At 65.6% G+C, this 24,062-nt stretch carries 25 protein-coding genes; 7 read left to right on the forward strand and 18 right to left on the reverse strand.

The window, feature by feature from the left end; translation table 11 throughout:
- Positions 1-120 precede the first annotated feature (120 nt).
- Positions 121-690 carry a YceD family protein gene (locus WN72_RS27360; protein ID WP_027559563.1) on the reverse strand — a complete coding sequence of 190 codons (570 nt, stop codon included), beginning with the start codon at positions 688-690 and terminating at the stop codon, positions 121-123.
- Positions 687-1,238 (reverse strand): ubiquinol-cytochrome C chaperone family protein, encoded by a 552-nt coding sequence (locus WN72_RS27365; protein WP_092213879.1) that lies wholly within the window; start codon positions 1,236-1,238, stop codon positions 687-689. The genes WN72_RS27360 and WN72_RS27365 overlap by 4 nt, the downstream gene beginning before the upstream one ends.
- A 98-nt stretch (positions 1,239-1,336) precedes the next feature.
- On the opposite strand from WN72_RS27365, the gene WN72_RS27370 reads away from it, so the two are divergent.
- Both WN72_RS27370 and WN72_RS27375 read left to right on the forward strand, forming a co-directional pair.
- On the forward strand, positions 1,337-1,822 hold the full coding sequence (locus WN72_RS27370; RefSeq protein ID WP_027559565.1) for an outer membrane protein assembly factor BamE: 486 nt from the start codon (positions 1,337-1,339) through the stop codon (positions 1,820-1,822).
- Positions 1,823-1,939: 117 nt separating this feature from the next.
- Complete coding sequence (locus WN72_RS27375; protein ID WP_092213877.1) at positions 1,940-2,941, forward strand: Bug family tripartite tricarboxylate transporter substrate binding protein; 1,002 nt, start codon at positions 1,940-1,942, stop codon at positions 2,939-2,941.
- Positions 2,942-3,193: 252 nt separating this feature from the next.
- On the opposite strand, the gene WN72_RS27380 is transcribed toward WN72_RS27375, so the two are convergent.
- The 13 genes from WN72_RS27380 to WN72_RS27440 form a co-directional block, all read right to left on the reverse strand.
- Complete coding sequence (locus tag WN72_RS27380; protein WP_092213875.1) at positions 3,194-5,314, reverse strand: sodium-translocating pyrophosphatase; 2,121 nt, start codon at positions 5,312-5,314, stop codon at positions 3,194-3,196.
- A gap of 271 nt (positions 5,315-5,585) precedes the next feature.
- Positions 5,586-5,975, reverse strand: a complete 390-nt coding sequence (locus WN72_RS27385; protein WP_092213873.1) for a hypothetical protein — start codon at positions 5,973-5,975, stop codon at positions 5,586-5,588.
- A gap of 314 nt (positions 5,976-6,289) precedes the next feature.
- The gene (gene thiL / locus WN72_RS27390) at positions 6,290-7,282 is read right to left on the reverse strand and encodes a thiamine-phosphate kinase (protein ID WP_245003219.1); all 993 of its coding nucleotides are present in this window, start codon (positions 7,280-7,282) and stop codon (positions 6,290-6,292) included.
- A gap of 182 nt (positions 7,283-7,464) precedes the next feature.
- Positions 7,465-7,962 (reverse strand): transcription antitermination factor NusB, encoded by a 498-nt coding sequence (gene nusB, locus WN72_RS27395; RefSeq protein ID WP_027559570.1) that lies wholly within the window; start codon positions 7,960-7,962, stop codon positions 7,465-7,467.
- A 3-nt stretch (positions 7,963-7,965) separates the two neighbouring features.
- Positions 7,966-8,457 (reverse strand): 6,7-dimethyl-8-ribityllumazine synthase, encoded by a 492-nt coding sequence (gene ribH, locus WN72_RS27400; protein WP_092213869.1) that lies wholly within the window; start codon positions 8,455-8,457, stop codon positions 7,966-7,968.
- Positions 8,458-8,624: 167 nt separating this feature from the next.
- Positions 8,625-9,233, reverse strand: coding sequence for a riboflavin synthase (locus tag WN72_RS27405; RefSeq protein WP_092213867.1), 609 nt, complete (start codon positions 9,231-9,233; stop codon positions 8,625-8,627).
- A 1-nt stretch (position 9,234) separates the two neighbouring features.
- Entirely contained in the window at positions 9,235-10,383 is a 1,149-nt protein-coding gene (gene ribD, locus WN72_RS27410) for a bifunctional diaminohydroxyphosphoribosylaminopyrimidine deaminase/5-amino-6-(5-phosphoribosylamino)uracil reductase RibD (protein ID WP_092213865.1), read from the reverse strand.
- Complete coding sequence (gene nrdR, locus WN72_RS27415; RefSeq protein ID WP_027559574.1) at positions 10,380-10,862, reverse strand: transcriptional regulator NrdR; 483 nt, start codon at positions 10,860-10,862, stop codon at positions 10,380-10,382. Before nrdR ends, ribD begins: the two co-directional genes overlap by 4 nt.
- 15 nt (positions 10,863-10,877) lie before the next feature.
- A complete protein-coding gene (gene glyA, locus WN72_RS27420) occupies positions 10,878-12,176 on the reverse strand; it encodes a serine hydroxymethyltransferase (protein ID WP_092213863.1) in 1,299 nt (432 codons plus the stop codon).
- A 273-nt stretch (positions 12,177-12,449) separates the two neighbouring features.
- Complete coding sequence (locus WN72_RS27425) at positions 12,450-12,671, reverse strand: hypothetical protein (protein WP_027559576.1); 222 nt, start codon at positions 12,669-12,671, stop codon at positions 12,450-12,452.
- Between the two features lie 37 nt (positions 12,672-12,708).
- Positions 12,709-12,945 carry a hypothetical protein gene (locus WN72_RS27430; RefSeq protein ID WP_027559577.1) on the reverse strand — a complete coding sequence of 79 codons (237 nt, stop codon included), beginning with the start codon at positions 12,943-12,945 and terminating at the stop codon, positions 12,709-12,711.
- Positions 12,946-13,146: 201 nt separating this feature from the next.
- Positions 13,147-13,665: a transcriptional regulator LdtR gene (gene ldtR / locus WN72_RS27435; RefSeq protein WP_018320040.1), complete on the reverse strand. Its 519-nt coding sequence runs from the start codon at positions 13,663-13,665 to the stop codon at positions 13,147-13,149.
- A gap of 492 nt (positions 13,666-14,157) precedes the next feature.
- Complete coding sequence (locus WN72_RS27440; RefSeq protein WP_027559578.1) at positions 14,158-14,649, reverse strand: DUF6163 family protein; 492 nt, start codon at positions 14,647-14,649, stop codon at positions 14,158-14,160.
- A gap of 122 nt (positions 14,650-14,771) precedes the next feature.
- On the opposite strand from WN72_RS27440, the gene hemB reads away from it, so the two are divergent.
- From hemB to WN72_RS27455, 3 genes are all read left to right on the forward strand, one after another.
- Complete coding sequence (gene hemB, locus WN72_RS27445; RefSeq protein ID WP_027559579.1) at positions 14,772-15,833, forward strand: porphobilinogen synthase; 1,062 nt, start codon at positions 14,772-14,774, stop codon at positions 15,831-15,833.
- A 236-nt stretch (positions 15,834-16,069) separates the two neighbouring features.
- On the forward strand, positions 16,070-16,612 hold the full coding sequence (locus WN72_RS27450) for an RDD family protein (RefSeq protein WP_027559580.1): 543 nt from the start codon (positions 16,070-16,072) through the stop codon (positions 16,610-16,612).
- A 130-nt stretch (positions 16,613-16,742) separates the two neighbouring features.
- On the forward strand, positions 16,743-17,519 hold the full coding sequence (locus WN72_RS27455; RefSeq protein WP_027559581.1) for an arginyltransferase: 777 nt from the start codon (positions 16,743-16,745) through the stop codon (positions 17,517-17,519).
- A 63-nt stretch (positions 17,520-17,582) separates the two neighbouring features.
- Here the strand turns inward: WN72_RS27455 and WN72_RS27460 are convergent, their stop codons facing one another.
- On the reverse strand, positions 17,583-18,935 hold the full coding sequence (locus WN72_RS27460; RefSeq protein ID WP_092213861.1) for an Nramp family divalent metal transporter: 1,353 nt from the start codon (positions 18,933-18,935) through the stop codon (positions 17,583-17,585).
- 170 nt (positions 18,936-19,105) lie between these two features.
- On the opposite strand from WN72_RS27460, the gene WN72_RS27465 reads away from it, so the two are divergent.
- Positions 19,106-20,350, forward strand: a complete 1,245-nt coding sequence (locus WN72_RS27465; RefSeq protein ID WP_092213859.1) for an MFS transporter — start codon at positions 19,106-19,108, stop codon at positions 20,348-20,350.
- Between the two features lie 174 nt (positions 20,351-20,524).
- Here WN72_RS27465 and WN72_RS27470 read toward each other — a convergent pair whose 3' ends face one another.
- Positions 20,525-21,784 carry an adenylate/guanylate cyclase domain-containing protein gene (locus WN72_RS27470; RefSeq protein ID WP_027559584.1) on the reverse strand — a complete coding sequence of 420 codons (1,260 nt, stop codon included), beginning with the start codon at positions 21,782-21,784 and terminating at the stop codon, positions 20,525-20,527.
- Between the two features lie 177 nt (positions 21,785-21,961).
- Here WN72_RS27470 and WN72_RS27475 point away from each other — a divergent pair, with 177 nt between their 5' ends.
- Positions 21,962-23,116 (forward strand): MFS transporter, encoded by a 1,155-nt coding sequence (locus WN72_RS27475; RefSeq protein ID WP_027559585.1) that lies wholly within the window; start codon positions 21,962-21,964, stop codon positions 23,114-23,116.
- Here the strand turns inward: WN72_RS27475 and WN72_RS27480 are convergent.
- The gene (locus WN72_RS27480) at positions 23,113-23,991 is read right to left on the reverse strand and encodes a DMT family transporter (protein WP_092213857.1); all 879 of its coding nucleotides are present in this window, start codon (positions 23,989-23,991) and stop codon (positions 23,113-23,115) included. The genes WN72_RS27475 and WN72_RS27480 overlap by 4 nt on opposite strands.
- Positions 23,992-24,062: the final 71 nt, after the last annotated feature.

A 24,062-nucleotide genomic window follows, 5' to 3' on the forward strand; every position in this document is an offset into this window, starting at 1 on the left:
CTGGCGGGTGGTCAAATTCGAGATAAAGCACAATAAAATCAAATGGATGAAACTGCTCTTCAAACCATCCCGGCAAACGCCTCGCGCTCCCTCGCAAGGCGCTCACTTGGAAATGCCGGGCTATCGGCCTTTCTTCTCGTCCTGAAGCGCCTTCAGCGCCGCGAACGGATGATCCTCCGGATCGGGAGCGGTGACCTCCGCCTCGAACACGGCCCCCGGCTTGCGGGGATAGGGGTCGATCGCCAGGAACAGCGCGTCGGTGGCGAGCCGGCCGAGATCGATGATGCCGCCGACGATGGCCTCCGGCGGATCGGCGACCTCCGGAGGCTCCTCGTCGTCCTGGCCCTCCTCGATCAGGTCGGCGAGGCGCCGCGCCTCGGCTTCGGGGGCGAACATCAGGTCCACCTCCTCCTCGATCTCGTTCTCGATCGGATCGAGCGTCACCACGCAGGTCTGGCCGATTCTGGCGCGGACGTGGCCCGTGACCTGGTAGCGGCCGCCGCTTTTCGGCACGACGTCGAAGCTGGCCTTGGCGGACAGGATCTCGCGAAGGCCGGCGAGCTCTGCCATGGCCTGCCGCTCAGCGGCCGACGCCTCGAGCTCGCGATAGAGGCCGGTGTCTGGAATCTGCGCAACGATGACAGGGGCCCGCCAGGGATCGGGCTCGGTTCCGGTGTGCGGTCGGCTCATGGCGAAAGATCCTCGGAAAGCGCCGGGGGAAACTTGAAGGACGCGCGCAGCAGCGCGGCCTCGCTGGTCCGAGCAAGATCGGCCTCCGTAGCCCGGGCGTAAGCCGCGAGCCGCCGTGCCTGGTCCAGACCGGACCCATTCAAGATATTCTTGCAGATCGCCGCCGCCAGCGCCTCACCGCCGACTTCGATCGCCTGGTCGTAGGCCTGCACCCGGCCGTAAAACGCCTCGCCGAAGGCCCGCATCCGCTTCGGCACGGTCTGGTCGCCGACCCCCATCTCGCGCAGATTGTCGTCCATGTCCTCGCAGAAGCGGTCGAACAGCGCCTGCGACAGCTCGGTGGCGCCCTGGACTGTGCGCAGGCGGCGCAGCACCAGCCAGAGATGCAGCAGCAACAGGTCGAAACGCCCGTTAACCGTATCGGACACGCCCAAGTCGCGGTAAAATATGGGTTCTCGCGCCTGCGTCACGATCATGCCATAGATGGCTTCAATGGTGCCGGCCGGGGCTAGCCGGGGTTTCCTGAAGTGATTGAACGGCCAAAGCATTGTGGTTTCCGCAAGCGGGCGAGCGCGTGTTGCATTCAGAGCCTCCGCCCGGTACTTCAGCGCCTCGCGCGACGCAAGGGGACGGAATCAGTTCCACTATGACGATAACGAACCAGACCAGCCTGCGCGCAAGCCAGCCGCGCGGCCTTTTTGCACGCTGGCGCGGCTTGCGCATGGCCGCCGCCGTGGCCCTGGTCGGCGCGGCACTCGCGGGCTGCACCGGCGAACAATTCCAGAAGGGCTACATCCTTCCTCCCGGCGCGCTGGAGCAGATTCCGATCGGCGCGAGCCAGGACCAGGTGCTGATCGTGATGGGCACGCCCTCCACGGTCGCAACCCTCGACGGCGAAGTGTTCTACTACATCTCGCAGCGCTCGGAGCGCATGGTCGCCTTCATGAACCAGAAGGTGGTCGATCAGCGCGTGATCGCGATCTATTTCGACAAGAACCGGCGCGTACGTCGCCTTGCAAATTACGGCCTGCAGGACGGCAAGATCTTCGACTTCATCAGCCGCACCACGGCGACGTCGGGCCAGGAGATGAGCTACCTCGCGCCGCTGTTCAAGCTGCTGAGCTTTAACTGATCTTTCAGCCTGCGGCGTCCTGCCGCTGTCCGCACGGCGCTTGCCGCCGCGCGCGACTTGCCGTTGCGCGCGGCCTTCCCTACGCTCCCTGCAAAACAAGAAGCAGGGAGTGGATTCGTGCCCAATCGTTTGTTGTCCCGCCGTCGCGTGCTGACCGCTGCTGCCGGCCTCTCGGCCGCGGCGATCCTGCCGCGCTCGAGCCTGGCGGACTGGAAGCCCACCGAGAACGTCCGCGTCGTCGTGCCGGCCGCGGCCGGCGGCTCGACCGACGTCATGGGCCGGCTCTTGGCCGCGCATCTGCAAACCGCCTGGGGCCAGTCGGCCGTCGTCGAAAACCGCTCCGGCGGCGGCGGCACGATCGGCACGGCCGAAGTGGTCCGCGCCAAGCCTGATGGACACACCATCCTGATCGGCAATCCCGGTCCGAACGCCATTGCCTACAGCATCTTCAAGAACCTCACCTACAAGCCGGACCAGCTCCAGCCGGTCTCCAACATGATCCGGATCCCGAACATCGTCTCGGCGCATCCGAAGACCGGCATCAAGTCGGTCGCCGAGCTGATCGCATATCTGAAGGCCAATCCGGACAAGCTCAGCTACGCCTCCTCCGGCGTCGGCCAGAGCCCGCATCTCACCGGCGCCTGGTTCCTCCAGCTCACCGGCCTGAAGATGACGCACATCCCGTTCCGCGGTGCCGGTCCCGCGCTCCAGGCCGCGCTCGCCGGCGACATCCAGATCCTGTTCGACAATCTCTATCCGAGCCTGCCGCAAGTGCAGAACGGCACCCTCACCGGTCTCTGCGTGACGACGCCAGAGCGCAGCGACCTCGCGAAGGACCTGCCGACCATGCGCGAGAGCACGCCGGAGCTCGCCAATTTCGACGTGTCGTCCTGGTTCTCGGTGTTCCTGCCGAAGGGCGTCCCCGCCCCCGTGCTCGACGCGCTCAATCTCCAGGTCAAGGCGATGCTGGAGCGCGACGACATCAAGAAGCAAATCGCCGCCATGGGCGCCCGCGCCGATTACGGCACACCGCAGCAGTTCGCCGACTTCGTGGACGCCGAGACGAAGAAGTTCGCCGGCATCATCCAGAAGGAAGGGCTGCAGATGGACGTGCAGTGACGCCCGCTCAAGAGAGGTCGGCACAAGGATAGCGCCCAACACACCGCTGTCATTCCCCGCGAAGGCGGGGAATCCAGTACGCCGCGCCCTATCCGTATGCCATTATGGCCTCTGGAATACTGGATCGCCCGCCTGCGCGGGCGATGACGGCGAGGTTGAGGCTGCGCAATGACGGGATGACAGGTATCGGCCTCCCCAAACAAAAACCCCGCGGCTCGCGCCGCGGGGTTTTGTCTTTCACGTCTGCGCCGCTCAGTGCGCCAGAATCGCCAGCAGCAGCAAGGCCACGATGTTGGTGATCTTGATCATCGGGTTCACGGCGGGGCCGGCCGTGTCCTTGTAGGGATCGCCGACGGTGTCGCCGGTCACCGCGGACTTGTGGGCATCAGAACCCTTGCCGCCGAAATGACCGTCCTCGATGTACTTCTTGGCGTTGTCCCAGGCGCCGCCGCCCGAGGTCATGGAGATCGCGACGAACAGGCCCGTCACGATCACGCCGAGCAGCATCGCGCCCACCGCCGAGAACGCCGCCGACTTGCCGGCAACGCCGCCGCCCGCGATCGCGTAGATCACGAAATAGACGACGATCGGGGAGAGCACCGGAAGCAGCGAGGGGATGATCATCTCCTTGATCGCCGCGCGGGTGAGCAGGTCGACCGCCTTGCCGTAATCAGGCTTGTCGGTGCCCTGCATGATGCCCGGCTTCTCGCGGAACTGACGCCGCACCTCCTCCACGATCGCGCCGGCCGCACGGCCGACCGCCGTCATGCCCATCGCGCCGAACAGATACGGCAACAGGCCACCGAACAGCAGGCCGACGACCACGTAGGGGTTGTTGAGCGAGAAGTCCGGATTGACGCCGGCGAAGTAAGGATGCTGCGCGGAGTCCGCGACGAAGAACTTGAGGTCCTGGTTGTAGGCCGCAAACAGCACCAGGGCGCCGAGACCGGCGGAGCCGATCGCGTAGCCTTTGGTCACCGCCTTGGTGGTGTTGCCGACCGCGTCGAGTGCGTCGGTCGACTTGCGCACCTCCTTCGGCAGGCCCGCCATCTCGGCGATGCCGCCGGCGTTGTCCGTCACCGGGCCGAAGGCGTCGAGCGCGACGACCATGCCGGCAAGCGCCAGCATGGTGGCGGTCGCGATCGCGATGCCGAACAGGCCGGCGAGGCTGTAGGTGACGAGGATGCCGGCGATGATCACGATCGCGGGCAGCGCAGTCGCCTCCATCGAGACGGCAAGGCCCTGGATCACGTTGGTGCCGTGACCGGTCACCGAGGCCTGGGCGATCGACTTCACCGGACGATAGTCGGTGCCGGTGTAGTATTCGGTGATCCAGATGATCAGCGCGGTAACGACGAGGCCAACCACGCCGCACTCGAACAGCGCCATGCCGGTGTAGTCGACGCCATCGAGCTTGCCGAAGCCGATCAGGGAGTAGATCACTACGGCAATGCCGATCAACGACAGGATGCCGGTTGCGATCAGGCCCTTGTAGAGCGCACCCATGATCGACTGGCTCGGCCCGAGCTTGACGAAGAAGGTGCCGATGATCGAGGTGATGATGCAGATGCCGCCGATGGCGAGCGGCAGCGTCATCATGTTGGCGAGGATCGGCGTCTTGGCGAAGAAGATCGCCGCGAGCACCATGGTGGCGACCGCAGTCACCGCATAGGTCTCGAACAGGTCGGCGGCCATGCCGGCGCAGTCGCCGACATTGTCGCCGACGTTATCCGCGATGGTCGCGGGATTGCGCGGATCGTCCTCGGGAATGCCGGCTTCGACCTTGCCGACGAGGTCGCCGCCGACGTCCGCACCCTTGGTGAAGATGCCGCCGCCGAGACGGGCGAAGATCGAGATCAGCGAGGCGCCGAAGCCGAGCGCCACCATGGCGTCGACCACGGTACGGCTATCCGGCGCGAGCTTCAGCGAGTGGACCAGGAAGCCGAAATAGAGGGTGACGCCGAGCAGCGCGAGACCCGCCACCAAGAGGCCGGTGATCGCGCCGGCCTTGAAGGCGAGCTCGAGGCCGCCGGCCAGCGACGTGGTCGCCGCCTGGGCGGTACGCACGTTGGCGCGGACCGAGACGTTCATGCCGATGAAGCCGGCCGCCCCCGACAGGATGGCGCCGATGGCAAAACCGATCGCGACATAAAGCCCAAGGAAATAGGCAAGCAGCACGAAGATGACGATGCCGACGATACCGATCGTGGTGTACTGGCGCCGGAGATACGCCTGTGCGCCTTCACGCACCGCTCCCGCGATCTCCTGCATGCGCGGTGACCCCGCATCCGCACTCAACACCGAAGACGTCGCCCAAATCGCGTAGACGACGGAAAGCACTCCGCAGAGCACTATCAACCATAATGCTGTCATGTGATTTTTGCCTCAGATCCTTGATGTACCCCCGGCGCCTTTTGTTGTCCGTCGTGCGGTATGGCGCCTTGATTTTGAACAAAGCCGCCCCCAGGCGGCTTTAGTCGGTTGCGAGCTTGCCAAAATCAAATTGAGGGTGCAACGCCGGATGAGGCCGAAAAAGCCGATCTCGGCAAGTATTTAGACCAAATCCTGAGCAGCATTTGGCCGCTGACTTGCCCAGTGCATGCGAAAGACCGCTGAACCGGGCTCAGCTCGACCGCGGCCATGTTCAGGCCGCCGACCTCACGGGGTGACGGGAAGAGGACGCGATCTCGAAGGTCTGACCATCATCCGTCTTTCGGGTTGTCGAGACCTTGATCTCGTAGACGCCACCGTTCGGACCGGGCTCCAACCGAACCGCGATCGTTTGCTGGGGTGTCAGAGGACCGAGCGCCACATCCTGGTCAGGCAATACGAGCGTCGCCTGGTCATTGACGAAAACGACGACGTACATGCCTTTCGGCATGTTCTTGGTCGCCCATTGCCGCAAGTGGTCGTGATAGGGCTGACGGCTCCATGCCGAAGGCAGGCCTGGATCCACCTGGATCTGGGTGTTCCGGGTGAGTGGATGGATGGTGACCACCATCTTCGCCTGATCCGGCTTCCATTCCGCCGGCATCGCCGCGTCCGTCCGCCAAAGGCAATTGAATTCCGCGCACTGGCTCGGCAGGTTGTCGTGAATCTTGCAGCCGCGCCCGGGCTTGCATTGCCCGCACCATTTGCCAGCGGCTTTCTAGATCTCGGGAACGTTGTAGACCTTGCAGCACAGCGTGCAGCTTACGCATTCTCTGCCGGGCACAGGCTGCAGCGTGCCCGCGGCTGAAACCGCCGTCATCCGAATCAAGTCCGTCAGTTGCGATTGCCGATGTTAGCCGGTTATCGCGGAAAAGCAGAGGGACTGCGTTCGCTGCGGACGCAAGGTCGCACCCGAATCTAGAAATGGCTGTACGAGAGCCGTTGCAGCGCGATCTCGTTGCCGTGCGCGTCCGTCCAGCGCGGCGCGGCGCGGCCGACGACGACGGTGCCGATCGCCGAGACGGGAACTCCCGCCTGTTCGGCCTCGCGCATGAAATCAGCGCAGCGCGCGTCCGGAACCGCGCACAGGACTTCGTAATCGTCGCCGCCCGACACCAGCTTCTCAAGGCCGACGGCGGAGATGGCGAGAGAGGCGGCAGGTGATTTCGGAATGCGGTCAGCCTCGATCAAGGCGCTGACGCCGGAAGCGGCGCAGAGCTTGGCGAGATCACCTGCCAGGCCATCGGACACATCCATCGATGCATTCGCGTGGGTGAGGACCGCTCCCGCCAACGCATTGCGCGGCCGCGGAACGCGATAGCGCTCGATCAGGTAGTCCTGCGCGGTTTGGTCCTTCAGCACAGCCGCGACCGCCCCACCCGTGAGCACGTCGAGGCCGAGCGCAGCGTCTCCGATTGTCCCCGTCACCAGGATGCGATCGCCCGGCTTTGCGCCGATGCGGCCGACCATCCGGCCCTTCGGCACGCGCCCGAACGCCGTGATCGAGATCATCTGCGGCCCCGGCGTCGACACCGTGTCGCCGCCAAGCAGCGGGCACGCGAAGGTTCTTGCGTCCGCGCCGAGCGCATCCGCGAACGGCCGGAGCCATGCATCCTCCTGGCTGCGCAGCGCCAGCGTCAGCACGAAGCCGGCAGGCACGGCCCCCTTGGCGGCGAGGTCCGACAGGTTCACCCGCAGCGCCTTGCGCGCAATCGTATCGGGGGGATCGGTGGCAAGATAATGCACGCCTTCGACCACGGCGTCGGTGGTGACGACGATGTCGTCACCGGACGAGGACAGGACCGCGGCATCATCGACCAGTCCGAACGCGCCGGGATCGGTCGCCAGCGGCTTGAAATAGCGCGCGATGAGAGAGTCTTCGGCGGAGGGCTGTGTTCTGTCCTGTGTCACGACAGTAAACCCGTCATCCCTGCGAAATTGCGAAGCCATTTTCGCCGGAGGTGCGAACCCTTGCGAGCCTCGAAGGATGCACGGCCGAGGTGCACCTTCAGTGGCACGCCGTCGTCCTTCGAGGCCTCCGCTTCGCTACGGCACCTCAGGATGACGGCTACTGCCAAAGTCATCGTCCCGTCCTACCCCCGCCCGAACTCGTCACCGCGAAACTGGCGGCCGATCTGGTCGAGCACGGCGTTGACCATCCCGGTCTCCTCGCGGTCGACGAAGGCGTTCGCGACGTCGACATATTCTGACACGACGACGCGGCCCGGCACGTCCTTGCGGTGCTCCAACTCATACGCCCCTGCCCGCAGCACCGCGCGCAGGATCGCCTCGATCCGCTTCAGCGGCCAGCCCTTCGACAGCGCCTCGTCGATCAGGGGATCGAGCCTCTTCTGGTCGCGCACGACGCCGGAGACGACGTCGCGGAAGAAAGCGGCTTCCGCCGGCAGGTAAGTGTCGCCCTCGACCTCGTTGCCGAGCCAGTGGCTCTCGAACTCGGCGAAGATGTCGTTGATGCCGGCGCCGGCGATGTCCATCTGGTACAGCGCCTGCACGGCGGCGAGCCGCGCGGCACCGCGCCGGTTTGCTTTCTTCTCGGTGGCAGAAGCCGGTTTTTTGGTGTTGTCAGCCATTGTTCAGGCCCGCGCCAAGCGGCGTTTGATGCGCAGCATCGCGAGCGCGGCGCGCGCGGCATCGCCGCCCTTGTTCAGTTCGCTGGCGCGCGCCCGCGCCCAGGCCTGGTCCTCATTGTTGACGGTGAGGATGCCGTTGCCGAGCGGCAGCTTGTGCGCCACGGCGAGGTCCATCAGCGCGCGCGAGGATTCCTGCGAGACGATCTCGAAATGGATGGTGTCGCCGCGGATCACGCAGCCGAGCGCAATCACCGCATCGTAGGGCTTGCCGTTCGCCGCCGCCGCATCGACCGCGATGGCCACCGCCGCCGGTATCTCCAGTGCGCCGGGAACCGTGATGACGTCATGGGTCAGGCCGGCCGCCTTCAGCTCGGCGACCGCGCCGTCCAGCAGCGCGTCCTGGAGATCGTCATAGAACCGCGCCTCGACAATCAGCGCCCGCGCGCCGGAAATGTCGGTCTGGTCCTTCAGGGGTGCGCGCCGCGCGTCTGCCATCGTTCAATCCGTTTCGAAAGGGGTTGGCGCGCTATGTAGTCGCCGCCACAGACTAAGCCAAGTTCAAAGAGATTGTCATTCCGGGATGGCGCGCGAGCGCCAGACCCGGAATCTCGAGATTCCGGGTTCGATGCTTCGCATCGCCCCGGAATGACCGGCTTCGCCGGTCACTTCATTTCCGTCAGCCGCGCCGCGTAGCGGGCCATCAGGTCGACCTCGATATTGACCTCGTCGCCCGCCTTCCAGCCGCCGATCGTCGTGACATCAAGCGTGTGCGGGATGATCAGCACCGAAAAGGTCACGTCCTTCACCGTATTGACCGTCAGCGAGACGCCGTCGAGCGTGATCGAGCCCTTGGTGGCGATGAAGCGCGCGAGCTCCCGTGCGGTCGAGAGCTCGAACCGTGCCATATCGGGCAAGTCCTCGCGGCTGACGAGGGTTGCAATGCCGTCGGCGTGGCCCGCGACGATATGGCCGCCGAGCTCGTCGCCGATCTTCAGCGCGCGCTCGAGATTGAGCTTCGTGCCCACCTTCCAGTGCTTTGCCGTCGTCAGCGCCAGCGTCTCCGCCGCCGCATCGACGTCGTACCAAGTCCTGCCGCCTGCGACGCCGGAAGCAACCACGGTCAGGCACACGCCGTTGCTGGAGATCGAGGCGCCGTCGGCGATGGTGGTCTGATCGTAGCTGCAGGCGATGCGCAGGCGGTGCAGCTGGCCCTGCGCCACAGGCGTGAAGCTGACGATCTCGCCGATGTCGGTGACAATGCCGGTGAACATGTTAGGCGCGCTCGTAGATGGTGAGAGTATCCTTGCCGAACGTTTCGCTAGCATGAACCTTGTAGGCCTGCGACTGCGTGATTTTCGACAGGGGCATTGCATCGAGCGCATCGACGCCGCCTTCGCCGACCGCTTCCGCCCCGCGGAACAGCCAGATCTCGTCGACGAGGTCGGCCGCCACAAAGGCCGCAGCGACGCGGCTGCCGCCCTCGACCATCAGCCGCGAGATGCCCCTCCCGGCCAGCCCATGCAGCACGGCCGGAAGATCGAGCCCGGTCGCGCTGCCCGGGGCTACGCGAATGATCTGCGCGCCGGCTGCGCCAAGCCGTGTCGCGGCCGCCGCCTCGGCGAGCTCCGAGCCCACCACCCAGAGCGGCGTCTCGCGCGCTGAGCGCACGAGCTGGCTCGATGCGGGAATCCGCAGGCTCTGGTCCAGCACCACGCGCACCGGCGAGCGCGCCGCCATGCCCGGCAGGCGGCAGTTGAGCTGCGGATCGTCCGCCAGCACCGTGCCGATACCGACCAGGATGGCATCGCTCTGGGCGCGCAAGAGATGCACGCGATCGCGCGCGGCATCGCCCGTGATCGCGACCGGCTTGCCACCGGCCGCGCCGATCTTGCCGTCGGGCGAGACCGCGAGCTTCAGGATCACATGCGGACGTTTGTCCCGGATACGGCGGAAATGCCCGGCGTGGTCGAAGGCGGCCTCCGCCGCGCACAGGCCCACCTCCACCGTGATACCGGCTGCACGCAGCCGCGCATGGCCCTGCCCTGCGACCTCCGGATTGGGGTCCTCGATCGCCGCTACCACCCGCTTGATGCCGGCGGCAATCACCGCATCCGCACACGGCGGCGACTTGCCGAAATGCGAGCACGGCTCCAGCGTGACGTAGAGCGTGGCGCCGCGCGCCGCCTCGCCCGCGCGCCGCAGTGCTTCAGGCTCGCCATGCGGCCGTCCACCCGGCTGGGTCCAGCCGCGGCCGACGATCACGCCGTCTTTCACGATGACGGCGCCCACGGCCGGGTTTGGCCAGGTGCGCCCCTGCCCGCGCCGGCCGAGCGAGAGTGCCAGCTCCATGAAGCGTCGATCGGCGTCTTTGGCCTCGCGGGCCTTCTGCGCGAACTGATCTTCCAGGATGCGGAAGATCATTTGCGGATCGCGGCGAGCCGCGCTTCCTCCTCACCGGAGAGCTCGCCGAGCACGTCGGCGAAATCCTTGGCCTCGCGGAAATTGCGGTAGACGGAGGCGAAGCGCACATAGGCGACGTCGTCGAGCGTGCGCAGATGCTCCATCACGGTCTCGCCGATCACCTCGGAGGAGATCTCGGCCTCACCGCCGGTCTCGAGCTCGCGCACGATGGTGGAGACCATCTTCTCCACCCGCTCCGGCTCGACCTGCCGCTTGCGCAAGGAAATCTGCACCGAGCGCATCAGCTTGTCGCGGTCGAACGGCACGCGGCGGCCGTTGCGCTTGATCACCGTGAGCTCGCGCAGCTGCACGCGCTCGAAGGTGGTGAAACGGAATTCGCAGGCGACGCACACGCGCCGCCTGCGGATGACGGAAGAATCCTCGGTCGGACGCGAGTCCTTTACCTGCGTATCGAGACTGTTGCAGTTCGGGCAGCGCATCCGTTTGCCTTGACCTTACTGATAGATCGGGAACCGGTCGGTGAGCGCCTTGACCCGTTCCTTGATCGCGGCCTCGACCAGCGGCGCCTTGCCGTCGTCGGACTGCGCGATCGCGTTGAGGACCTCGGCGATCATGCCGCCGACCTGCTGGAATTCAGCGACGCCGAAGCCGCGGGTCGTCGCCGCAGGCGTGCCGAGACGCAGGCCCGAGGTGACGAACGGCTTTTCGGGGTCGAACGGAATGCCGTTCTTGTTGCAGGTGATGGCAGCGCGAACCAGCGCCTTCTCCGAGACATTGCCTTTCAGGCCCTTCGGCCGGAGGTCAACCAGCATCAGATGGTTATCGGTGCCGCCCGAGACAATGTCGAAGCCATGGCTCTTCATCGCTTCGGCCAGCGCCTTGGCGTTCTCGACGACGTTCTTGGCATAGACCTTGAAGTCCGGCCGCAGCGCCTCGCCGAAGGCGACGGCCTTCGCCGCGATCACATGCATCAGCGGACCGCCCTGGAGGCCCGGGAAGATCGCCGAATTGAGCTTCTTGGCGAGCACCTCGTCGTTACTGAGGATCAGACCGCCGCGCGGACCGCGCAGCGACTTGTGCGTGGTCGTGGTGGTGACATGGGCATAGGGCACGGGCGAAGCATGCACGCCGCCGGCGACGAGGCCGGCGAAGTGGGCCATGTCGACCAGCAGATACGCGCCGACGCTGTCCGCGATCTCGCGGAAGCGCTTGAAGTCCCAGGCCCGCGAATAGGCCGAGCCGCCGGCGACGATCAGCTTCGGCTTGACCTCTTCAGCCTGCTTCTGGACCGCGTCCATGTCGATGATCTGGTCCTCGCGGCGCACGGTGTAGTGCGCGGCCTTGAACCACTTGCCGCTCATGTTGACGGGCGAGCCGTGGGTGAGATGGCCGCCGGCCGCAAGATCGAGACCCATGAAGGTGTCGCCGGGCTGCAGCAGCGCCAGGAACACCGCCTGGTTCATCTGGCTGCCGGAGTTCGGCTGCACGTTGGCGAAGTTGGCGCCGAACAGCTTCTTGGCGCGATCGATCGCGAGGTTCTCGGCGACGTCGACCCACTCACAACCGCCATAGTAGCGCGCGCCCGGATAACCCTCTGCGTACTTGTTGGTCATCACCGAACCCTGCGCTTCCAGCACGGCCCGGCTGACGATGTTCTCGGAGGCGATCAGCTCGACCTCGTGGCGCTGCCGGCCGAGCTCGCCCTTGATGGCGGCGGCGATTTCCGGGTCGGCCTGCTCGAGCGAGGCGGTGAAAAACGAATCGGGCGCAGAGGCGGTTTTGGCGAGGGTCATCTTGCGAATATCTCCACCGCCGCAGCCTTTTGGCAGGCTACGGGCGGGTCTGGTGTGGCGATCGGAAGCACGCGCGATCTACCACATCGCCCGCCCCCGGCCAAGCATTTGCGGGTCGGGCCTGATATTTATGCAAGATATGGTGGGGATTGAAGGTTTTCCGCCCCAAGGCGGGTTCTATGAATTCGCTCCCTTGCCGATCTCTCCGAAGAGGCCGTTTTGGACCTTAAATTCCCCCATACCGGCCCAAGCCCGATGAGGGCCAGATCGCCACTACAGCCCCGTGTACCCCGCCTTCACCGGGTCCACGCTGCCGTCGAGCTGGCGCAGATAGGTCAGGCCGCAGACGGTCAACCTGTGGGTGTCCTTCTCGCCGGCTTCCACCAGAATATTGAGGTAGTTCGTCACCTTCATGCGCGCCTCCTCGCTGGCCGCAGCGGTGCGGTTGGCGAGCAGGTCATAGGTCTGCATGATGCGATCGATGGCAGCTTCCATGGCACCCTCTGGTTCTTCCAATTTCGGGGAGTCTTGATCAGGCAACCGCGCGGGCCTCGGCCTCAGCCTCGAACCGGACGATCGCCTTGTTGGCGAGCCTGATCTTGTTGAATTCGCCGTGCTGGAGCAGCTTGATGATGATTCCGAGCAGGCGCTCGTCGGTGACGAGGGAGTCGGGAATCGCGCCAGAACGGCGGAGGTAGTTCGCAGCGATGGCGTAGGCCTCGCTCACGAGTTCCACGTTCATCGCCTGAAGCCCGCGCTCGACCAACATCGACATTTCTCCGATCCGAAGGAGATAAGCGGCGAGCCGGACGCTGGTTCCGCAGTGCCGTCGATTTTTTTCGCAGTCGCAAAAAGCAAAACGCACCGGTCCGGGCAAAGCCGGGCCGGCGCGCTTGGGGAAGTTAGGCACGTTCGGGAGGCTTGCCGGTCTTGTTGTGGGGCCGGCTTGGCCTTGATCCCTCGGAAAAACTCAGAGCCGGTACAGGATCTGGTCGGTCCAGAACCGCTCGAGACGGTGCAGCGACTTGTTGAGCGTGGAGAACTCCTCGCCCGAGATGCCACCGACCTGCTCGACCGTCTTGACGTGCTTCTGATAGAGCGCGTCGACGATGCGGCGGACTTCCTGGCCCTGCGGGGTCAGGCGGATGCGCACCGAGCGGCGATCAACGCGCGAGCGCTGATGATCGAGGAAGCCGAGCTCGACGAGCTTCTTCAGATTGTAGGAGACGTTGGAGCCGAGATAGTAGCCGCGCGTGCGCAACTCGCCCGCGGTCAGCTCCTTGTCGCCGATGTTGTAGAGCAAGAGCGCCTGCACCGAATTGATGTCCGCGCGGCCGCGGCGATCGAACTCGTCCTTGATGACGTCGAGGAGACGGCGATGCAGCCGCTCCACCAGAGTCAAAGCTTCCAGATAGAGCGACTGCACCGAACCTTGCTGGCCGGAGACGCGCTCTGCCGTATCTGCCGCAGTTGCGACGGCTTTCATCATGACACTTCCCCTGTTGTCGTTTTTATCGACACTTATTCGACGAAACTTGTGTCCCGCCTGATAGGTGCAACTTAAGGGGGGCGTTTGAAGATCGGCTTAAATAAGAGAATAAAGAGATCATGAATTTAAGACAGTGAATTGCGGATTAAGCCTGTGCCAGAAGGACTTTTCGCAACCCTCTGTTGACCCTCGCAAGGTCTTGTTCACCCTCCGTCCGCCACATCTGTCGCATTCCAGAACAGCCCCGCCCCGTTTCGAAACGGCCGCGTAACAGCTGTGGCGGAACAGACTGGTCAATGAAAACTTACCGCGAATTTTAGGCAACCAGCGGTCAACCAACGCGCACGACTTCGCGAGCTTCGCTCTCGTGTCCCGGAGTTGAACAGATCGTAGGATGGGTAGAGCGAAGCGAAACCCATCCTCGTCGTGAGACAGCATCGATGGGTTTCGCTTCGCTCTACCCATCCTACACGAAGCCTGCGCACGCGATCGCTACGGCGGCCGTTCGCGCGCGGCCATCCAGGCGAGCGCGAGATAGGCGGCGAGCATGAAGGCCTCGACCCCGACCACGATCAGGCTGCCGCCGTAGATACCGGGGAACATCAACTCGATCACCGCCATCGACACCACGGTGGTGAGCCACACCACCGCGCCCCACGGCGTTGCCAGCCAGAGGCCGACCGCGGCGACGAGCTCGATCACCGCGAAGTAGACGGTTGCGGCCTGCCAGGCCATCGGCTGGTTCTCGAACGCCTCATCCTCGCCGCCGACGAAGCCGGTCACCTGGGCCCAATGATAGAGGCCTTTCAGGATCGAGAGCAGTGCCATCACCCGCAGGAACAGCACGAGCCGGCGCGTCCAGACATTGTCGTCGGACTGAGCCCGCTCGGAGGAGATCGCCGCGACCGATATCGCATGGTCGCGCGCAGCGTCCCTTGCAAGGGCGCTGTCGCGGGCCGCATCGCGGGTGGATATCTCGGACATGCCCCTTTCTGGCTGCTTTGCCCCGCAAAATCAATCGGCCGCCATCTCTTGCGGCAGGTCAAGCCGCGGTGGCGGGAACCATGCGAGCTGGTATAAGAATAATTCCAGCCGGAGGAAGAGTGATGGCGATCAAATACGGACGTCCGATCGAATTGCGCGAGGTGTCGCGCGGGACCGGTACCGCGGTGCCCCATGCCCTCGATCTGACGGTCCGCCCGCGCCGCAACCGCAAGGCCGAATGGGCCCGGCGGATGGTGCGCGAGAACGTGCTCACCACGGACGATCTGATCTGGCCGCTGTTCCTGATCGACGGCAACAACAAGCGCGAGCAGATCGCCTCGATGCCGGGCGTCGACCGCCTCAGCGTCGACCAGGCCGTGCGCGAGGCCGAGCGGGCGATGAAGCTCACCATCCCCTGCCTCGCACTGTTTCCCTACACCGACCCGTCCTTGCGCGACGAGGAAGGTTCGGAAGCGACCAATCCGGACAATCTGGTCTGCCAGGCGGTGCGCGCCATCAAGAAGGAGTTTCCTGAGATCGGCATCCTTTGCGATGTCGCACTCGATCCCTTCACCAGCCACGGCCATGACGGCCTGATCTCCGACGGCAAGATCCTGAACGACGAGACGGTCGCCGTGCTGGTGCGCCAGGCGCTGGTGCAGGCCGAGGCCGGCTGCGACATCATCGCGCCGTCCGACATGATGGACGGCCGTGTCGCGGCGATCCGCGAGGGGCTCGATCGCGCCGGGCTGCTCGACGTGCAGATCATGGCCTATGCCGCAAAATACGCGTCCGCCTTCTACGGCCCGTTCCGCGACGCCATCGGCTCGGCCAAGACACTCACCGGCGACAAGCGCACCTATCAGATGGACAGCGCCAACACCGACGAGGCGCTGCGCGAGGTCGAGCTCGACATCGCCGAGGGTGCCGACATGGTGATGGTGAAGCCCGGCATGCCCTATCTCGACGTGGTCCGCCGCGTGAAGGACACGTTTGCGATGCCGACCTTCGCCTACCAGGTCTCCGGCGAATACGCGATGATCGCGGCAGCAAGCGGCAACGGCTGGCTCGACGGCGAGCGCGCGATGATGGAGAGCCTCTTGGCGTTCAAGCGTGCCGGCGCCGACGGCGTGCTCAGCTATTTTGCGCCGAAGGTGGCGGAGAAGCTGCGGGCGCAGGCGTAAGAGCGACGCCGTCATTCCGGGGCGATGCGTCAGCATCGAACTATGGTGCGCAATTGCGCACCTGAGAATCTCGAGATTCCGGGTTCGGTCCTGCGGACTGCCCCCGAATGACAACGGTAACCGCACCGCCCCCGAATCGCCGGAATATTTCGGCTTGTTGACACCCTCGCGCCCTTGGCACGGGGATGGCCTGTTCCCATGTCCTGCCCCGAGGGTTTTCCTCCGGAGGACGGATCATGTCGTATGACTCGGGTAGTTCAGGCGCCTGGCGCAATGACGGCGCGATGCAGCCGCATGCCTATGACCCTGACCTGCATCCGGAACTATTCCGCGGCGTTGCGACGCGGCGGGCGTTCGCCTTCCTGATCGACCTCGTCATCATCTCGGTGCCGGTGATCCTCGGCTACATCTTCATTTTCGTGTTCGGCGTGGTCACGCTCGGCGTCGGCTTCCTGCTGTTCGGGATCGCCTGGCCGGCCTCCGTGGTCTGGGCCATCGTCTATTATGGCGCCTGCATCGGCGGTCCCTCGTCCGCAACGATCGGCATGCGCCTGATGGATCTGGAGCTGCGCACCTGGTACGGGGCGCCCGGCTATTTCGTGCTCGGCGCCACCCATGCCGTGCTGTTCTGGGTGACGGTCTCGTTCCTGACGCCCTTCGTGGTGCTGGTCGGCCTGTTCAACGGCCGCCGTCGCCTCCTGCACGATTTCGTGCTGGGAACGGTCGTCATCAACAATTCCGTGCGCGCCCCTCTGCCGCAGGCAGCCAGGACCTACTGAGAGCCCGGTGATCAACGACCTATCAACCCGGATCCACTAAGCTGCCTGATCTGATCTGCCGAGCAGGCCAATTGACCAGGGACTTCCGTAGCGCGATGCTTATGTTCAGTTCGGAGGCCCACGACGTCCCTTGACCCAGCACTCGCGCGATACCCCGCAATTCTACCTCACGGCGCCGTCGCCCTGCCCCTATCTGCCGGGCCGGCATGAGCGCAAGGTGTTCACGCACCTCGTGGGTGACCGCGCCGGCGACCTCAACGACCTTCTGACCCATGGCGGGTTCCGCCGCAGCCAGTCGATCGCCTACCGCCCGGCCTGCGACCAGTGCCGCGCCTGCGTCTCGGTCCGGGTCGTTGCCAACGAGTTCCGTCCGTCCCGCAACTTCCGCAAGGTGCTCGCGCGCAACGCCGACATCGTCGGCGAGCAGCGCAGCGCGGTGCCGACCTCCGAGCAATATTCGGTGTTCCGCGCCTATCTCGATGCCCGCCACCGCCATGGCGGCATGGCCGACATGACCGTGCTCGACTACGCCATGATGGTCGAGGACAGCCATGTCGAGACCCGTATCATCGAATACCGCAAGCGCGGCCCCGACAGTGGCATCACCGGCCGCGGCGAGGAGCTGATCGCGGTCGCGCTCACCGATGTGCTCAGCGACGGCCTGTCGATGGTCTATTCGTTCTTCGACCCGAGCCAGGTCAGTCGCTCGATGGGCACCTTCATGATCCTCGACCACATCGCCCGCGCCCGCCGGCAAGGCTTGCCCTACGTCTATCTCGGCTATTGGATCGAGGGCTCCAAGAAGATGGACTACAAGGCCCGCTTCCTGCCGCAGCAGCGCCTCGCGCCGTCAGGCTGGCTGCGCATCGACGCACAGGGCGATATGGCGTCCGAGCCGCAGGATTGAGCGGCGAATGATGAGTGGCGAATAGCGATTAGAACTGCATTCGCCACTCGCCATTCGCGCTTCTCACCCAAACAACGTATCCACCAGCAGCTTCACATTCAAAACCACGATCACGCCCGCGACGATCCATGCGACGGCGGCAACTGACATCGGTATCGCGAACTTGCCCATCTTGCGGCGGTCGGAGACGAAGCGGACCAGCGGGATGACGGCGAAGGGCAGCTGCATCGACAGCACGACCTGGCTGAAGACCAGCAGATCGGCCGTGCCGCGCTCGCCATAGATCGCGGTGACGATGATCACCGGAATGATGGCGATGCCGCGTGTGAGCAGGCGGCGCGCCCAGCTCGGCAGGCGCAGGTCGAGAAAGCCTTCCATCACGATCTGGCCGGCGAGCGTCGCGGTCACCGTCGAGTTGAGGCCGGAGGCGAGCAGCGCCACCGCAAACAGCGTCGAGGCGATGCCGAGGCCGAGCAAGGGCGAGAGCAGCTCGAAGGCCTGGCCGATCTCGGCGACGTCGGAATGGCCGCTCTTGTGGAAGGTCGCAGCTGCGACGACGAGGATCGCGGCGTTGATGAACAGCGCCAGCATCAGGGCGATGGTCGAGTCCGTCGTCGCCCATTTGATCGCTTCGCGGCGGCCGGTGTCGTTGCGCTCGTAGGCGCGCGTCTGCACGATCGAGGAGTGCAGATAGAGATTATGCGGCATCACGGTAGCGCCGATGATGCCGATCGCGATGTAGAGCATCTCCGAATTGGTGAAGATCTCGGTCTTTGGCACGAAGCCGTGCAGCACGTCCGCGACCGGCGGGGCAGCGGCGACGATCTGGACCGCGAAGCAGACCGCGATCACCGCGAGCAGCGCCATGACGAAAGCTTCGAGGAAACGGAAGCCGCGGTTCATCAGGAGCAGCAGCAGGAAGGCATCGAGCGCGGCGAGCAGCGCACCGCCGATCAGGGGAATGCCGAACAGCAGTTTCAGCGCGATCGCGGTGCCGATGACCTCGGCGAGATCGCAGGCGATGATCGCGGCTTCGCAGGCGAGCCAGAGCAGGAAGTTCACGGCCGGCGAATAGGTCGCACGGCAGGCCTGCGCGAGGTCGCGGTCGGTGACGATGCCGAGCCGCGCCGCCAGCGACTGCAGCAGGATCGCCATCAGGTTCGAGAGCAGAATGACCGAGAGCAGCGTGTAGCCGAACTTGGAACCACCGGCGAGGTCGGTCGCCCAATTGCCGGGGTCCATATAGCCGACCGAGACCAGATAACCCGGACCGACGAAGGCGAGCAGCCGCCGCCACCACGCCGCCGCCGCCGGGATGGCGACCGTGCCATTCACTTCGGCGAGGCTCTTGGTGGTGGGCGCATCGGCGCGCCAGCCGGCGGCGTCGGAGCTCAGGTCAGGCGATCGGGCATCCATGAAGCCAGAATACCGAAGTCGAGGCTTATTGCAACTCATTTGCAACTGCATCTAGCCGGATCGGTTCCCGCAGAGCCTCCTTGCTGCCCCGGACTTGTCGGGAAGCGGGTGGGTTTGGCCGGCCGTCGAGGCCGATACTGGCGCCAATCCGACTTTGCAGGAAATGCGCCATGTCAAATCCGCCCCGCCTCCCCGACACCTTCAACCGCCTCGCCTGGTCCAATCTCGCGGCTCAGTCGGCCGAGCAGATCGCGCTGGCCGCGGCCCCCATCGTCGCGGTGCTGACGTTGGGCGTGGCTGAGGGCCAGACCGGCCTCCTCCAGACCGCCCTCACCCTGCCCTTCGTCCTGTTCGCCATTCCCGCCGGCCTGCTCGCCGACCGCATCTCCCGCCGCTCGCTGATGGCGGGCGCCGAGGCGCTGCGGGCCGCCGCGCTCGCAGCGATCGTGCTGCTGCTCGCGCTCGGCGCGCTCAATCTGCCGCTGCTGGCGCTGCTCGGCTTTGCCGCGGTGTGCGGCACCGTCGTCTACAGCGTGGCTGCGCCGGCGTTAGTGCCCTCGCTGGTGAGCGCGGACCTCTTGCCGGCAGCCAATGCCCGGATCGAGCTTGCGCGCACCATTGCCTTCGCCAGCGGACCTGCGCTCGGCGGCGCGCTGGTGGGATGGTGGGGCGCGAGCCCGGCCTTCGCCTTTGCCGCGGCGCTCTCGGCGATCGCGGTCGTGCTGCTCTCCGGCATCTACGAGCCCGCGCGTACGCCCGCCCCCCGGCGGCATCCGTTCCAGGACATCCGCGAAGGCGCAGCCTTCGTGTTTCACCATCCGCTGCTGCGGCCGGTGTTCATCACCCAGTTCATCTTCAACACCGGCTGGTTCCTGCAAATCGCCGTGTTCGTTCCTTACGCCGTGCGCCATCTCGGCCTGACCGCCGCCGGCGTCGGCACCGTGCTGACCATGTACGGCGTCGGCATGGTGATCGGCGCGCTGTTTGCCACGCGCGTGATGCAGCGCATCGCGTTCGGTACCGTGGTCGGCCTCGGCCCGGTCACCGGCTTCGTCGCCGCCGTCGTGATGGCGCTGACGGTGCTGGTCCCCTCGCCCTGGCTCGCAGGTCTCAGCTTCTTCCTGCTCGGGGTCGGGCCGATCCTGTGGGTGATCTCGACCACGACGCTGCGCCAGTCGGTGACGCCGCCACGCCTTTTGGGGCGCGTCTCCGCCATCAACATCATGAGCTACGGCGCCCGCCCGCTGGGCTCGGCACTGGGCGCGATCGTCGGCGGTCTCTGGAGTGCGGAAGCGTGCCTGTATCTCGCGGCGGCCGTGTTCGGCGTGCAGGCGCTGATCATTTGGCTCTCGCCCGCGGTGGCGCTGGATCGGCAGCCGAGCATGGTGGGGGATGAGGCTGTGGCGAGGTGCTAGGACGTCGCCGATGCAACAATCTCGATCGTCGTCCCCGCGAACGCGGGGACCCATAATCACAGGAAGAAGTTTGACGGAGGCTCACAGTTACAAAGCAATTTGTTGGAACTAGCACCGTACGCATTTGATAGGTCACGCGGTATGGGTCCCTGCTTTCGCAGGGACGACAGAGAGCTAATTCGCCAGGTACCGCTCGTAACTCCCAGCCACCGGCTCGCTCGCATCGACTTCCGGATCGAGCGTGTAGAGATCCTGCGCGCGGCCGATGCCGCGCAGGGCGTATCGGCCGGTGGAGACGAGGTAGCGCCGGCCCGCGGCGTCGAGGCCCTTGTAGAATTCCGCTGAAGCCAGCAGCTCGCGGTCGACCGAGCGGCTCATCGAGGCGATGCGGCTGACCTCGTTCACGGTGGGGCCGACCACGGTGAAGTCGAGCCGGTCCTCGCTGCCGATATTGCCGTAGAAGACCTCGCCGACATGCAGGCCGATATAGGCCGACGTGGTGGGACGGCCGTCGGCAGTGCGACGCACGTTCAGCGCCGCGACATTCTTGCGAAAGAGGTGCTCGGCCCGGAGCGCCGCGCGGCGGGCATCCGCCATGTCCTCGCCGGTGAACATCGCGAGCACGCCGTCGCCGATCAGCTTCAGGACGTCGCCGCCGGCGTCATGGATCGCGTCGATCACGGCCTGGGCGTAGTCGTTGAGGAACGGGATGATCTCATCCGGACCAATGCTCTCGCTGATCCCGGTCGAGCCGCGCAAATCCGAATACCACAGCACGGCGTTGATGCGCTCGGTGACGCCGCGCGAGATGCGTCCGCGCAAGACCTGTTCGGAGGCATCGCGGCCGAGATAGACCCGCCCGAGCGTGCGTGCGATGTCGACCTGCTGCGCCGACTTGATCGCGAGCCCCAGCACCGGCACGAGATCGCGCAGGGCCTCCAACCCCTGTTCGCCAAAGCCTTCCGCGCGGCGCGTGGTCCAGCAAGAATAAAGGCAGTCCATCAGGCCGAGCGCGCCGTTCTCGCCGAAGCGATGCACGAAGGCGAGATAGTGCTTGTGGCCCTTCTCGGCGAGCTCGCCGATCTGCGAGAAATCCATCGAGGGGGCATCGGCGAGATCGATCACCATCTCGTCGTGGCCCTGCTCGAGCATGTGGAAGAACACCGAGCGGCGCCAGCTCCTGGCCGCGTCGCCCTCGGCGGTCGAGCCGTATTCGAAGGCGTCGCTCTCGTTGCTGGGGCGGTCGCTCCAGCGAAAGCCGCGGCCCTCGTAGATCGGATGCAGCGTGTCGATGACGACCATCCCGCGCGACAGTTCCAGGCCTTCCGCGCGACAGCGCTCGCAGAAGCCGCGGAGCAGGTCGATTTCGGGCAGGCCGGTGAGCCCCTGGCCGGTCAGCCAGTTCATCAGCGCAAGGCGGGAGGTGAGTTGCATACGCCATTATGGCGTGCATTCGTGACGAGCGAAAGGCGGAAACCACGCGCAGTCCGTGCGCAAGGCTCCCGTCCCTTGCAGGTCGAACATGCCGCTGCCGTGGTTGACGCGCGCGCGAGGCGGGCGGCAAATGCCTCACATGATGATTTCGTCGGCCAGAATCGGAAGTGCGCGAGGATGAGCCAGCGCCAGCTTCCGATCATCCTGGCGCTCGGCACCACGCAGACCCTGGCCTGGGCCTCTAGCTATTATCTGCCGGCGCTGCTCGCCGATCCCATGGCGCGCGACCTCGGCGTCTCCTCCAACTGGGTCTTCGGCGCTTTCTCTGCCTCGCTGGTGATCTCAGCCATGCTCGGCCCGCGCATCGGGCGGCAGATCGATCTGGTCGGCGGACGGCAGGTGCTGTCGGCCTCCAACCTGACCATCGCCGCCGGCCTCGTCCTGCTCGGCCTCTCGCAATCGGTCGCGGTGATGGCGTTCGCCTGGCTCGTGCTCGGCATCGGCATGGCGATGGGACTTTACGACGCAGCCTTCGCCGCGCTCGGCCGCATCTACGGCACGGAAGCCCGCGGCTCGATCACCGGCATCACGCTGATGGCGGGCTTCGCCTCCACCGTCGGCTGGCCCCTCACCGCCTGGGGCCTCGCCCATATCGGCTGGCGCGAGACCTGTTTTGCCTGGGCCGCCGCCAACATCCTGATCGGCCTTCCCCTCAACTTCTTCATGCTGCCGTCGATCAAGGGCGCGAGGCAGGCGGCCGCGACTGCGGAAAAGCCGCATGTGCCGCTCGACCGCACCATGATCCTGCTCGCCTTCGTCTTCGCCGCGGCCTGGACCGTCACCGGTGCGATGGCCGTGCATTTCCCGCGCATCGTGGAAGCAACCGGCGCGACGCATGTCGAGGCGATCGCGGCCGGTGCGCTGATCGGTCCGGCCCAGGTGGCCGCGCGCGTCCTCGAAGCCGGCTTCCTCAGCCGTTTCCATCCGCTGTGGTCGACGCGGCTTGCCTGCCTCACCCATCCGATCGGAGCGGCCGTGGTGGCCATCTTCGGAGGCGCCGCCGCAAGCGCCTTTGCGCTGCTCCACGGCTCGGGCAACGGCATCCTGACGATTGCCCGCGGCACGCTGCCGCTGTCGATCTTCGGCCCCAAGGACTTCGGCTACCGCCTCGGCATCATCGGGGCTCCGGCGCGGATGGCGCAGGCGGTGGCGCCGCTGGCCTTTGGCCTCTTGATCGACGTCATGGGCGCCAAGGTGCTGATCGTTTCCTCCGCGCTCAGCCTGTCGGCACTGGCGGCGTTGTTCCTGATCCGCGCCGCGCCCCGGAGCTAGGCTTTCTTCGCCTCGCTGGTCGCGATCCAGATGCCGGCGAACACGGCGATCAGCCCGACCAGAAGATTGGGCGTGATCGGCTCGCCGATCAGCAGCGCCGCCAGCAATGCAGCGGCGATCGGATTGACTGTCATGGTATTGGCGACCCGGGTCGGCGTCGCCCGCGCCAGCGCCATGACCCAGAGGATGAAGGCGAGCGCGCCGCCGCCGATCCCCAGATAGATGCCGGCGATCCACTGTCCCGTCGTGAAGTGATCGAGTGCTGCAAAACTGCCCTTCACAAGGCCTGCCAGCACCAGCACGAGGGCGCCCGCGCCCATGCCGACCGTGAGAAAGCCGAGCGCGCTGGAGCGTTGCATCAGCGGCCGTGACAGCACGTTGTAGAATGCCATGCAGAACACCGCCCCGGTCATGATCAACTCGCCGCGCCAGGCCCCCGGCGGGCTCTGCGCGAGGCCCGCGGCCAAGGCCGCTGTCACGCCGAGCACGGCGATGGCAACGCCCGTGATCTTGCGCACCGTCAGCCGCTCCACGCCCAGGATCGCACCGACCACCATGGTGTGGAGCGGCAGCGTCGCCAGCGCCAGGCTGGCGCGGGCGGCGGTCGTATAGGACACCGCGATGTTGTAGAGGATGAAGAACAGGCCGAAGAAGCAGATGCCGAGCAGCGCCACGGAAGGCCAATCGGCGCGCGGCGGCCAGCGCACACGGAGCACAAGCGCACACGGCAGGAGGCAGAGAAAGCCGATGCCCCAGCGCAGGATCGCAAGCAGGATGGGATCGGCCCCGCCGACCAGATAGCGTGTGATCGCCGCGGCGGTGCCGCCGATGCTGCTCGAGACAAGCGCGATCGCAACCCCAAACCACTCGCCCACGCTTCGTCTCCTGTTTCGGAGCTTCGCGGAGGCGGCTAGCACATTCCTGCTGCCAACGTCATGGCAGCAGG

The sequence above is a fragment of the Bradyrhizobium arachidis genome, from assembly GCF_015291705.1.
GTDB classification, from domain to species: domain Bacteria; phylum Pseudomonadota; class Alphaproteobacteria; order Rhizobiales; family Xanthobacteraceae; genus Bradyrhizobium; species Bradyrhizobium arachidis.